Source organism: Thalassospira australica (assembly GCF_044790785.1).
Taxonomy (GTDB): Bacteria; Pseudomonadota; Alphaproteobacteria; order Rhodospirillales; family Thalassospiraceae; genus Thalassospira; species Thalassospira australica_A.
The window spans coordinates 2,494,248-2,506,723 of the sequence record NZ_CP085258.1; the positions used below are offsets into that span (position 1 = coordinate 2,494,248).

11 protein-coding genes are annotated in these 12,476 nt (G+C 56.1%); 6 read left to right on the forward strand and 5 right to left on the reverse strand.

Annotation, left to right across the window (positions count from 1 at the left end; translation table 11 throughout):
- Window positions 1-26: 26 nt before the first annotated feature.
- Both LG297_RS11915 and LG297_RS11920 read right to left on the reverse strand, forming a co-directional pair.
- On the reverse strand, window positions 27-788 hold the full coding sequence (locus LG297_RS11915; RefSeq protein WP_404420478.1) for a hypothetical protein: 762 nt from the start codon (window positions 786-788) through the stop codon (window positions 27-29).
- Between the two features lie 27 nt (window positions 789-815).
- Complete coding sequence (locus tag LG297_RS11920; protein ID WP_404420480.1) at window positions 816-2,048, reverse strand: SLC13 family permease; 1,233 nt, start codon at window positions 2,046-2,048, stop codon at window positions 816-818.
- A gap of 588 nt (window positions 2,049-2,636) precedes the next feature.
- On the opposite strand from LG297_RS11920, the gene LG297_RS11925 reads away from it, so the two are divergent.
- Both LG297_RS11925 and LG297_RS11930 read left to right on the forward strand, forming a co-directional pair.
- Window positions 2,637-3,770, forward strand: a complete 1,134-nt coding sequence (locus LG297_RS11925; protein ID WP_404420482.1) for a type III PLP-dependent enzyme — start codon at window positions 2,637-2,639, stop codon at window positions 3,768-3,770.
- An 11-nt stretch (window positions 3,771-3,781) separates the two neighbouring features.
- Window positions 3,782-4,288, forward strand: a complete 507-nt coding sequence (locus LG297_RS11930; protein ID WP_404420484.1) for a GNAT family N-acetyltransferase — start codon at window positions 3,782-3,784, stop codon at window positions 4,286-4,288.
- A gap of 96 nt (window positions 4,289-4,384) precedes the next feature.
- On the opposite strand, the gene LG297_RS11935 is transcribed toward LG297_RS11930, so the two are convergent.
- Both LG297_RS11935 and LG297_RS11940 read right to left on the reverse strand, forming a co-directional pair.
- Window positions 4,385-5,950, reverse strand: coding sequence for a YbaY family lipoprotein (locus tag LG297_RS11935; RefSeq protein WP_404420486.1), 1,566 nt, complete (start codon window positions 5,948-5,950; stop codon window positions 4,385-4,387).
- A gap of 178 nt (window positions 5,951-6,128) precedes the next feature.
- Window positions 6,129-7,019, reverse strand: coding sequence for an SMP-30/gluconolactonase/LRE family protein (locus LG297_RS11940; RefSeq protein ID WP_404420488.1), 891 nt, complete (start codon window positions 7,017-7,019; stop codon window positions 6,129-6,131).
- 309 nt (window positions 7,020-7,328) lie between these two features.
- Between LG297_RS11940 and LG297_RS11945 the strand changes: the two genes are divergently transcribed.
- From LG297_RS11945 to fhuB, 4 genes are read left to right on the forward strand one after another with little or no spacing between them, the layout of a single operon-like run.
- The gene (locus LG297_RS11945; RefSeq protein ID WP_404420490.1) at window positions 7,329-8,105 is read left to right on the forward strand and encodes an ABC transporter ATP-binding protein; all 777 of its coding nucleotides are present in this window, start codon (window positions 7,329-7,331) and stop codon (window positions 8,103-8,105) included.
- A gap of 10 nt (window positions 8,106-8,115) precedes the next feature.
- The gene (locus tag LG297_RS11950; protein ID WP_404420492.1) at window positions 8,116-9,045 is read left to right on the forward strand and encodes an iron-siderophore ABC transporter substrate-binding protein; all 930 of its coding nucleotides are present in this window, start codon (window positions 8,116-8,118) and stop codon (window positions 9,043-9,045) included.
- A 6-nt stretch (window positions 9,046-9,051) separates the two neighbouring features.
- Complete coding sequence (locus LG297_RS11955) at window positions 9,052-9,984, forward strand: ABC transporter substrate-binding protein (RefSeq protein WP_404420494.1); 933 nt, start codon at window positions 9,052-9,054, stop codon at window positions 9,982-9,984.
- Window positions 9,981-11,990, forward strand: coding sequence for a Fe(3+)-hydroxamate ABC transporter permease FhuB (fhuB, locus tag LG297_RS11960; protein WP_404420496.1), 2,010 nt, complete (start codon window positions 9,981-9,983; stop codon window positions 11,988-11,990). The genes LG297_RS11955 and fhuB overlap by 4 nt, the downstream gene beginning before the upstream one ends.
- A 6-nt stretch (window positions 11,991-11,996) precedes the next feature.
- Here fhuB and LG297_RS11965 read toward each other — a convergent pair whose 3' ends face one another.
- Window positions 11,997-12,386 (reverse strand): hypothetical protein, encoded by a 390-nt coding sequence (locus LG297_RS11965; RefSeq protein WP_404420498.1) that lies wholly within the window; start codon window positions 12,384-12,386, stop codon window positions 11,997-11,999.
- Window positions 12,387-12,476: the final 90 nt, after the last annotated feature.

Here is a 12,476-nt window from a genome sequence, read left to right on the forward strand (position 1 = left end):
ACAAATCCGGCCTTATTATTCCGGCGTCATTCCGGCCCGTAAGACATGTGTATTCCGTCGAAATCGGGGTCTATTCTGACACCTCCCGCATAGGGATTGGCATAAATCGACAGCAGCCAAAACACGAAAAGAGTAACAGTGCCAAATAGCCCCAAGGCCCGCCGCCCCGCCCGTGGCCGGTCGGCATGTACCATCGCAATCGCGATATGCGACAGAACCACCAGAACAATCACACCGACCCATTTAAACGACCCGTGATCGTTTCCCCCGATGGTCAGGCGTTCCACCCTGGCATTTTCAAGCATATTGACCGCCGAAATCAGGTCACTTGCCACCGGGCTCGCCAGACCGTCAAAGGCGGCATTGACGACGATCCGGCGAATGTCGTGAATGATCGCATCGACTTCCGGGGTGGCTTCGCGGTTTCGCGACTGTCCCCATTCGTCATCCACAACCCGTTCCTGATAGGTCGCGGCAAGCGAAGCAATTTCCGAAAGGTCGAAACGGTCAAAATGCGATGTTTCATGCAACCGTGAGAGTGCCGTGCGTTCCTGATTATGCGCAAGCTGAGCCCGGTCGTTCAGACGCCATAATTCAACGGCAAGAAAACTGAACATCAGCGCAAACATCGTCGTTGCCGTCACAAAAAACGGCCCGACCGGAACGGCATCCGATCCGGTTTTGCGCGCCCGCCAGAATATGATGCTGCTTAACGCAAAACAGATCGCAACACCTGCTGCAATGATCAGAAGTTGCCAGCGCGGCGAAAGTGCAAAAAACTCTCCCATCCCGTATCCCCCGGTTATTTCATGATATTATTGCATAAGAAATATCATGCACCATACAAGCGCCAGTGCAAGACTGATCAGGGTAACAGGGATGCCGATCCGGGCATAATCGCCAAAGCCGATAACAATCCCGGCGGCACGGGCCTGCTCGACCGCAATGATATTCGCAACCGAACCGACAATTAAAAAGTTGCCCGACAATGTGCTGAAAACAGCCAATCCGTGCAACAGTTCCGGCGTCCAGTCCGGGCCAAGCGACAGTAACATCATCACCAGCGGCACATTGCCAATCGTGTTGCTACCCGCAAGCGAAAGGGTTGCCAACACCACCGGATTATCGATCCGAAGCCCGGACAAAGCATCACGGAAAACCGCGGCAATCGCTTCATCTCCGGCCATTGCTCCGGTAACGATGAACAGCCCGCAAAACAGGGCAAGCAAATGCCAATCCACCCGCCCCAGTACCTGATCGGTGCCAAGCTTCCGGCTGAGTAACAGCACGGCCACAATTAGAAGCGACCAAAGGGCACGATCCTCGATAAAGATGAAAATCGCGATTACCGCAATGGTCGCCACAACCGCCTTGATCAGCATCGGACGATCAAGGGGGATGACAACATCTTCGTCCACTTGCGCCAGTCCGGACACAGACGCAAATGCGGCACGCGTCATCGGGCCAAAGGCAATCACGCCATACACAATCAAAAGCCCGATCAGGGCGGGCACCCCGCAGGCCAGAAGGAAGGCCATAAAATCAAGCTGCCCGAATTCGGCAATCATAAGGTTCTGCGGATTACCGATCAGGGTTGCAGCCGATCCGGCATTGGCCGCACACGCCACCGCAATCACATAGGGACGCGGATCAAGTCGGCGCGCCATCACTCCCTGTATCAGGATCGGCGTCACCGCCCAGACGACAACATCGTTGGTCATCACCGCCGACAGGCCGCCACAAATTGCAATTACCCCGGCCAGAAGCCCGCGCGGGGTCAGATCAAGATGGGTAATCCGGTTGCCGATCCAGTCAAAGAAACCGCTGGCGGCATATTGCGATGACAACACCATAAGCATCAGCAAAACCGAAAGTGTTGCGAAATCGACCGACGCCAGGGCAGCATCCCCGTCTATCGCCCCGCTTAACAGCAGTACCAGCGCCCCGATCAGCGCAATCCCCGTGCGATTGATCGCAAGCCCCGGCCAGCGCCCCAGCGCCATGCCGATATAAACGCCGACAAATACAGCAACAATCAGCCAGTCCAATATCCGCCATCCCGTTCAAATTAGGGGCCTGATGCCCGCCTGTCATGTATCGCTACTCCGGCAATCGAGCGCGGTCAATCTCATCGCGGGATATGCACAAATTGCAATGCCCCATGTTGAAATCCGATAAATTACGTTCTTGCAACGCTCAAAAGCGGCCATTCGCGCCATTTTGTGCACAGCAACATCGTTTGTTCGACGTTTCTGCGGCTGTCTCATGACAAAACGCCATAAAATTTCACTTGCGCCCGAGGTTCAACAGGCGTACATCGCGACTTGCCCAAAGTCGCACGTGCCTGTGGTGGTCCTGCTAGATGGAACCCGTAGGACTTACTTAAAGCAACGACGGTGTAGGGCTTTTTTGGTCTCAGGTGGTTGTCCAAATACCACCGACACTGAAGAGGCACACCATCATTGCCCTACGTGCGGACGGGAAACTCCCATCCAGAGCGAGGCAACAAGTTTCGCAAGTTCCGGTAGGCACCGGAGCTTATCAGCCTGCCGGTAGTCCGCGTATATGCGCCTCCACCGCGCCTAAACGCATCAGGTACCGCAAGCTGCCATATCGTGGAATGGGAGAACGCCCCAATGGCAACGCAGCGTATTATCGATTTTCTCGCCCAGAACCGACCGGAAGGTCCGTGCCTGGTTGTCGACCTTGACGTGGTTCAGCGCAACTACGAAACCTTTACCCGTGCCCTGCCGGATTCCCGCATTTTCTATGCGGTCAAGGCAAACCCGGCCCCCGAAGTCCTGAGCCTGCTTGCCGATCTTGGCAGCAACTTCGACACCGCATCCGTGCCCGAAATCGAAATGGCGATGGCCGCAGGTGCGAGCCCGGAGCGTATTTCGTTTGGCAACACCATCAAAAAAGAACGCGATATTGCACGTGCTTATGAAATGGGTGTTCGCTTGTTCGCCGTTGATTGCGTCGAAGAAGTCGAAAAGATTGCCCGCGTTGCGCCGGCTTCGCGTGTGTTCTGCCGCATCCTGACCGATGGTGAAGGCGCCGAATGGCCGCTGTCGCGCAAATTCGGTTGCGCACCGAGCATGGCACTCGAAGTTCTCGAACATGCCCATCACATGGGTCTGGACGCATACGGCGTTTCCTTCCATGTCGGGTCGCAGCAGTGCAATCTTGACGCATGGAATACCGCCCTTGCAGAAGCCTCGTCGATTTTCCGTACCCTGGCCGAAAAAGGCATTGTCCTTCGCATGGTCAATATGGGCGGCGGTTTCCCGACCCGTTATCTGCGCGACGTTCCGGCAACCGAAGCCTATGGCTCGGCGATCGTTGACGCGCTTCACACCCATTTCGGCAATCACATGCCCGAAACCATCATCGAACCGGGCCGTGGCATGGTTGGTGATGCCGGCGTGATCAAAGCGGAAGTCGTTCTGATTTCGCGCAAACACGCCGATGACGATGTGCGTTGGGTTTACCTTGATATCGGTAAATTCGGCGGCCTTGCCGAAACCATGGACGAAGCAATCCGTTATCCGATCACCACGATCCATGACGGCGGTGATGTTGCACCGTGTGTTCTTGCCGGTCCGACCTGTGATTCGGCCGACGTGCTTTACGAAAAGAAACCCTACGACCTGCCGATTGCCCTGACCATCGGTGACGAGGTTCTGATCGAAGCAACCGGTGCCTATACCACCACTTATGCCTCGGTGGCGTTCAACGGTTTCGCACCGCTGACCGCCTATGTGATCTAGGGATCACATAGATGATCGTAATTGATCGCGAAAACAGCCTTTCGCACGTCGAACGTGAAAAGCTGCTTGATCGCGTCATGGGTCCGGCGCGCTTTCAGAAATCGTCTGAACTGCTGCGCCGTGACCGTCTTCCGGCGGACGGTCTGGCGTTTGTCGCCTTTGATGGCAAACACATGATCGGGACGGTCCGGTTGTGGAATGTTGATGCTGGCGACAGCGGTTCCGCGCTGTTGCTGGGGCCGCTTGCGGTGGAAAAAATTTATAACGGTTCGGGCGTCGGCGCGGGTTTGATGTATGCGGCATTGAATGCTGCACAGTCAGCGGGGCACCGTTCGGTTCTGCTGGTTGGCGACCCGGATTATTACGCGCGTTTCGGATTCCATGCGGCCCCTGCCAACGGGCTTTTGATGCCCGGCCATTTTGATCGCCACCGGTTCCTCGGCATCAATCTTGGCAATGGTGATGCTCTTTCGGGTTCCACCGGCATCCTTCAGGCCACCGGCCAGATGGCACATTGAGTTGGCACATCGATAAAACGACCATGACCTTATAATAAAAGCCCCGCAGTCAGTTCACAGTGCTGCGGGGCTTTCATTTTATGGGCGATACAGCAATTAGCTGGTGCAATTATTGCGCGACAGCCAGCCGATAAAGATGCCGTTATGTTCAAGCCGCTGGTGGCTGAAACATTCACCGCCGGGATAGGCCCCGCTTGCCGGGGTGAAGCGCACGGCCCCCTCGCCGGGCAGACGGTTGGTATTGGCTTCAACCAGTTCGGTATGCACTTCGCCAAGTCCATCGGACGGGGCCAGGCAATCATACCGCCCGCCATTGCTATTGATCGTGCGAACTCCGATCATGCCGTGGTTCATCGGCCAAGCTTTCAGAACCGATGTCAGATCGCCGCTTGATACCGCAAGGCAGGAATTGATTGCCGGCATCAGTTCGTTGATGAAGCGTGTCCATTCCGGGTTGTCGGGCTTTTCAAGTTCCTCGACATCGACGACCGGGAAATCACCGGGTGCCAGGGCAAGCCCGGTAATTTCGGCCGAAACAGCACATTTGGTCGAACCGCTCGGCCCGGTCCAGATGGCGTCCTGCCCCTTGCCGCGGATCGAATACATCTCGTTGGCATATTCATATCCCGACCCGGTCCGCTTGATGTTCAGAACCAGTGGCTCCCGGCCAAGGAACTCCACAACCGCCTCACCTTTACGGCCTTCAAATGTCGCATAAAACCGGCTTTTATCCTCGCAGATAAAGGTCTGGCGTCCGGTCAGCGGGGCCATTGCGGCCTCGTCCAGGGCGGCTTCGATACGACTTAACGCGACCTTGCTTTGCGCCATCGCCCCGCTGACTTCATGCTCGTCCGGGGTGCCCGGCGTGCCATTGACGGTTTTTGTTCCCCCGGCAAAGCGACCCATGGCAAAATCAAGATTAAGCTTAAAGTTCAGCGCATCACCGTCGCTTGCCCCGCCAAAATTTGTGCGATTTGCATCTTCAACAAATCGCAGAAGCTTGCCGTTGCGGTAATAGAATTTGACATCCGACTTGCCATAATGCCCAAGATCACGATGTTCCTCCACATAGACCGGCTGCCCATCGGTAGTGACATAGGCCTTGAATGTCGCCTTGCTGTCCCCGGCACTATAACTGCCCGGGATCATCCGCAGATCGGGCAGGCGTGCCTTGATCTCGGCAACGTCGCGTTCAACATCCGAACTACCGCCATTGCGCGCGGCCGCGGCTGATCCCGGTCCGGCCCGCTTGACCAGAACCTCGACATCATCAGGCGCATCGTTGGTCAGCACGGGATATGCCTGTTCATTGCGAAACAGCAGATCGCCATTCTTGGTTTCGATCTTGGCCTCGATCACGTAACGATGGCGCGGATCAATCTGTGTGGCATCATAAGGCAGGATAAACACCATCGGCGGATTGGCCGCCGGTTGGGTGATGGATGCTATTTCGGCCGACGGGGCGTCGGCCTTTGACACGTCAAGAAGTCGCACGACAAGGTTGGCACTGTTGGGTGCCAGCGCGATCCTTTCGCGAAAAACAACGGTGCCGGTAACCCGGTCCTGATTGGATTGCAGTCCGGCGCAGCCCGTGACCAGGACCAGAAGCCCGATCATCAATACCGCCCGCAACCTTCCCCAAATCCATGAAGAGAGTTTCATTCTGGCCTCAGTTTGCTCGTGTTATTATCGGGTGTAGTCCCCCACCCGCAATCGTGACCGCAAACAACAAGAAAACCAAGGCCAAAAATCGGTAAAATTACTGATTAAAGTTATGTGATTTCATTACAGCACTGTCAGGCGGCAAAGCCGCCTGACACCGGACAACCTGATACCTGCTTTAACCGGCAAACCGGGTGCAAGCCTGCCCCGCCACATCGGTTTCAATCGACAGCAACGCACCTTCAAGCTCGTTGCCATTGCCTTCCAGCCCGACCGATGCAGACGTGATATAAAGTGTTCTAAGGTCCGGCCCGCCAAACACGCAACTGGTTGGCTGCGTCACCGGAAGTTCGATGATGCGGTCAACCGAACCATCCGGCGCAAACCGGATCAGGCAGCTGCCCCCCCAGCGCGCATTCCAGATATAGCCTTCCGCATCCATCGCCGATCCATCCATATTGCCCCGTTCGTGCGGGCCAAAGAACGGTTTGGGATTGGATGGTGTGCCGGTTGCCATGTCGAAATCATAAACATCCAGCGTATTCCTGATCGTGTCGCCAAAGAACATCTTTGTCCCATCGGCCGACCACAGCAACGTATTGGAAATCCCGACATCCGCGACAAAGCGTTTGATATCGCCATTCGGCTCCACCCGGTTCAGCGTTCCGGTCGATACCGTCACCGGCAGGTCTTCGCCATTCGGCCCGATATTGTTTTGCATCGTCCCGTGCCAGAACCGCCCCGCCGGATCGACACGCGCCTCGTTCGAACGGTTGCCAGGATGATCCGCATCCGGGGCGACAAACGGGGTCGTCTGTCCACTTTCAGCCTCCAGAAACGCCAAACCGTCGGCCAATGCCACCAAAAGCCCGCCGCCTGTGCGCGGCACAATTGCCGATACCGGCTGATCAAATGTCCAACTACGCGAGCCACCGTCACGCGGGCGCAATGCAAATGCTGTTTTACCGACAATATCCACCCAGTAAAGGACACCATCCTCGGCATCCCAATGCGGCCCCTCGCCCAGTGTGCAGCGTAAGTTCGGCAGGACCGTTTTGACTTTGGACATGATATCTCCCTGAAATTCTGGCGGGTTTTCCCCGTTTTAACCTGTCCCTTTAACACAAACCGGCCGACCATCCGGCCACGATCCGGTGCAGGGAAATCGTTATGTCTATTGCTATCGCGAATGGGCAAATCTGAAAAGTCATTTTGTATGATGATTGAGCCAGGTTCCATTTTAACCGTGCTGGACAATCGCAACTCGGTTGCATTTTCATCAGGTTATTGATAGGCATTCTCATATTCATGCAGCCTGCTTTGCCGGATGTGATCCGCGATTTTGCACCGGTACCGACTTCTTGCGAGTTTCCGCCCAATGTTCGATCTGAAAAATGTCTCCTTCCAAAGCGAAGGCAAGAACCCGAAAACGCTGCTGGGCGATATCTCGGTATCCTTCCCGACCGGCAAATTCAGCGCAATCGTCGGACATAACGGATCGGGCAAAAGCACGCTTTTGAAATTGCTCGCCCGCAAAAACAAACCGGCATCCGGGCAAATCACGCTTGATACCCGGATCCTCGATACTCACAGCACGCGCGATTTCGCCCGCAAGGTCGCCTATCTGCCGCAAAGCCCGATTGTACCCGCCCATCTCAGTGTGCGCGAACTGGTTGCCTTTGGCCGATATCCGTGGCGCGGTGCCTTTGGCCGCTATCGGGCGGAGGATCATGAAAAGATCGAACGCGCCATGGAAATGACCCATGTCACCGATTTTGCCGACCGCTTTGTTGCAAGCCTTTCGGGTGGGGAACGCCAACGTGTCTGGCTTGCCATGCTGCTGGCACAGGATGCTCCGATTCTGCTGCTTGATGAACCGACCTCGGCCCTTGATGTTGGTCACCAGCGTGACATCCTGCAACTGGTGGCGAACCTCAAATCCGAAATCGGCCTGACGGTGATCGCGGTTCTGCATGATATCGACATGGTCGGACGCTTTGCCGATCATATCTTGGCCCTTCGGGATGGCCGCACCTGCTGGCAGGGAATAGCGGGCGATTTCATGCAGGCCGACACGCTTCGCGATATTTTCCAAACCGAAATCGGTGTGATTCGCCTGCCGGAATCCGCCCATTATATCAGCTACATAGCTTAGGGTCCTGACCATGCGAAACCGCCTCATCGCATCCATCGCCTGTTCCGGCATGATTGCCTCCGGTATCCTTGCCGCATCAATCGCGTCGGCCGAAACCTACATCCACGAAATGGGAACGGTGAATTTCGCGACCCCACCGACCCGTATTGCCGTATCGAACTGGTCACTGACCGAAACGGTTCTGGCCCTTGGCATTAATCCGGTCGCCATCCCCGAGGCAGACGGCTATCGCGAATGGGTGGTCGAACCAGCATTGCCCGCCGAATTCATTGACCTTGGTACCCGTATGGCCCCGAATTTCGAAGCCCTGCGCGACAGCCGCCCCGAAGTCATTCTGATCAGCAGCGACGTCGCCATGGCCTATGACAAGCTTTCGGCTTTCGCCCCCACCATGGTCTATTCGATCTATAACAGCGATCAGCCCGCCATCGACAAGGCCGAAGACCTGATGCGCAATGTCGGCAAACTGACCGGACGCAGCGATAAGGCGGAAGAAATTATCGCATCCGCCAATCAGCAGATCGACGCCGCTGCCGACCGCATCCGCAAGGCGGTTGGCGACGATGCCAAGTTCGCGGTCGTGCGCATCCTTGACGATGCCCATTTCCGCATTCACGGCACCACATCTCTTTTCGGATCGACCCTGGCGCGGATGGGCTTTGCCAACACTTGGACCGGTGCGGTCAATGGCTGGGGGTTCAGCAACGGCGAAATTGGCGACCTTGCCAAACTCGGCTCGGCCCACTTCGCCTATATCGAACCGACGCCCGAGGCAGAAAAGACCAGACTGTTTGCCTCCCCGGTGTGGAAGGCATTGCCATTCAACCGGCAAAACACCGTCTATGAAGTCCCGGCAAGCTGGACATTCGGCGGACTTTTGTCGGCGGTACGTTTTGCCGAACAGCTTGCCGACGCCATCACCGAAGCACACGGATCGTAAATCGATATGACCAGACACCTGTTTCTTTGCCTGTCCGTGATCGCCGGTTTGATCGCACCGCTTGCGCCGAAATTTGTGCAGGCTGAACCGATCACCATTGAACATGAACGCGGCACGCTGACCCTTGATACCCCGGCAAAACGCGTTGCGGTGACCAACTGGGCCACCACCGAAACCGTCATTGCACTCGGACTTGATCCGGTCGCGATTGCCGATCCGCAGGATTATATTGATTGGGTTGCCAAACCCGACCTTCCCCAAAACTTCACCGATATCGGCCAACGCGCGGCACCCAATATCGAAGCCCTGCGTGATGCCAAACCCGACCTGATCGTGATCAGCAAGGACCTTGAAATGGCATATGACAATTTCAATGCCATTGCCCCAACCATCGTATTGTCAGTCTATAACAACAACCGCGATGCCCTGCCCGAAGCGCGTAAACTTTTCGATACACTCGCCAAAGCCACCGGTCGCGAGGCAGAGGCCGCCGCATGGCTTGCCGATGCCGATGACAAATTCGCCGAATATGGCGATCGCATCCGGGCTGCCATGCCGCCGGGGCGCGCACTTGCCATCACCCAGTTTGTCTCCGAGAGCCATATCGGCCTTTATGGTAAATCGTCTCTGCCCGGTACAGTACTTGCAATAATGGACCTGCCACTGGCCTACCAGGGGCCAGTCAACAATTGGGGTTTTGCCAAGGGCGGGGTCGAAATCCTTGGGCCCCGGGCACAGGATACGCTGGTGTATCTTAACCCGGTACCTGATGTAATCCGTGAAAAGGTATGGGCATCCCCGGTCTGGAAAATCCTTGATTTCGTGCGAAATGACCGGGTTTACGAACTGCCGGTCGTCTGGGCCTATGGCGGCATGCCATCCGCCCTGCGCTTTGCCCGGCTTCTTGCCGAAAGCATGGAAAGCGGCCCGGTTAAATGAGCGGCGAAACGAGCCGTGACATGAGCCGGTTTTTCTATCGCGGTCCGGCGATCCTGTGCCTTGTACTTGCAATCTGTTCGGTTGCCATCCTGATCAACGATCTTTGGCCATTCCTGCAAAAGGGGGCAGGGATGAACGTGTTGTTTCATCCCGATGAAACCGATTTCGATCAGATCCTGTTTCATTTCAGCACCCTGCCCCGTGTCGCGATGGCCTTTATCTGCGGTGCCGGTCTGGCCTTGGCTGGTGCTGCAATCCAGACGGTATTGCGCAATCCCTTGGCATCGCCGACCACACTTGGGGTTGGTGCCGGTGTTGAATTTGCCCTGACGGTTTTCCTGCTTCTCGCCCCGGCGGCTTTGGCGCCGTTCAAAGAAGCCGCAGCCCTTGCCGGGGGTATGCTCGCCCTTGGCGCGGTTTATCTGATCGCATCGCGGCGCGCCAATGCGACGCTGTGGCTGATCCTGGCCGGGATGATCATCAATCTGATGCTGCAATCGGGCACGCAGATTTTTCTGCTGTTTAACGAACAATATCTGCAATCGGTATTCATGTGGGGGGCGGGTGACCTCGCGCAAAATGGATGGGACTCAACGCAGTTTGTTTTGCCCCGCCTGCTGGTCGGTGTTACGGTTGTGCTGTTGCTGTCGCGCCCGCTTGATCTTCTTGCCCTTGGCGACGAAACTGCAAGTTCGCTTGGCGCACGCGTCACAATATTGCGGCTTTTGATCCTTGGCTTTGCCGTCTTCATTACCGCATCGGTCATTTCAGTTGCCGGTCTGATCGGCTTTATCGGCCTGGCAGTTCCCGCCGCCCTGCGCATTGCCGGTCTGACGCGTTCGCGCGATCTGATGATCTATTCGCTGTTGACCGGTGGCTTTGCATTACTGTGTATCGACTTCCTCGTCCGGCAGATGAACGGGCTTGGCGGTGACATCGTTCCGACCGGTGCAGCCACCGCATTGATCGGCGCACCATTTATCATACTAATCCTGCGCAAGGCCCGGATCATGCCCGGCCAACAAAGCGAGGACCACCATCCCGATCAACATATTGTCTCGAAAAATCTGCTGAGCCTCCTACTGGTATTGGGGCTGGTTACAGGCTTGGGCTTATCTTTGTTTGTATCGTTTAACGGCCATGGTTTTGTGCTTCTAACCGGCGGTGAAAGCTTCTTCGATATCATTATTCAGCGCTCCGAACGCACCTTTGCCGCGATCATTTGCGGCGCGGCTCTGGCGGTTTCCGGCACGTTAATTCAACGCGTCGGGCGCAATCCACTGGCCAGCCCGGAAATCACCGGTGTCAGTTCCGCCACAGCACTCGCCATGATCATCGCCCTCGTGTTCTTCGGCTTCGGACAACGTGCCGAACTGATGTTCATCGGCGCTGCCGGCGGGATCATTGCCCTGATTGTGCTGTTACTGCTCTGTCGGAAATTCACCCACGCCCCGCATTACCTGTTGCTCAACGGCTTGGCCTTGACCGCCATTCTGGGCTCGATTGTGCGCATTGCACTGACCCGCAGCGGCACGCAAACATCGATGCTGATTTCATGGCTGGCGGGCACAACCTATTTCACCCGCATGGACGAAGTCCTGATCGTCGCCGGGGTCACCGCCGCCCTGCTGGTTGTGGTGATTGCGGTGCGTCGTCCACTTGAACTGGCATCGTTTGGCAATGATCAGGCAACCTCACTGGGCCTTGGTATTTCGGGCTTCCAGTTCTTCATCATGCTACTGGCTGCCATCCTTGCCGCCAGTGCCACCTTGCTTGTCGGCCCCCTCAGCTTCGTCGGGCTGATGGCACCGCATCTGGCGCGTATTGCCGGTTATCGGCTTGCCGGTGGGCATTTGCTCGGTGCGGTTCTGATCGGGGCAAATGTGATGATGGTGGCCGAATGGATGGCCAGAAACCTGCTTTATCCGCAGCAATTGCCAACCGGCCTGATCGCAGCCCTGATCGGAACAACTTACTTCCTGTTTCTGGCGATCCGCAAACGCTAGCAGCGCCTATGTAAGTGGCCAGTTTTTTGCCATCTTGTAAGCTTCGTCAAGGCTATGAGCATGCTTTAAGGGAAAAGGCAGCATTCTGGCGAAGTTGCTGTTTTCGACCTCATCCGCATGATCATGTTCGTGATGATGGTCTTCCTCGACCCTGATCAGCCCCTTGGCGAAGTGCAGCAGTCGATCACGATTCTCCTTGAACCAAAACGCCGCCTGTTTACGGGTTTCGTGATCCTGTTCGACCTGTCCTTTAATCAGCATGATCAACAATGCCGGTTGCGTACGGACCGAAAGTTGATAAAGAGCCTTGATATAGGCTTCGCCATCCGCAGCACTTTGGGCATCAACCATCTCAAACAGCACAATATCGTCTGCCGGTGTGCTTGATCTGAACATCCAATTCCCCATGCCGGTCATAAAGGCCCGAGACGGGCTGATACTTTAATAGACGAAGCCGGGCAGAATTTTTTCACTCCGAAAATAACA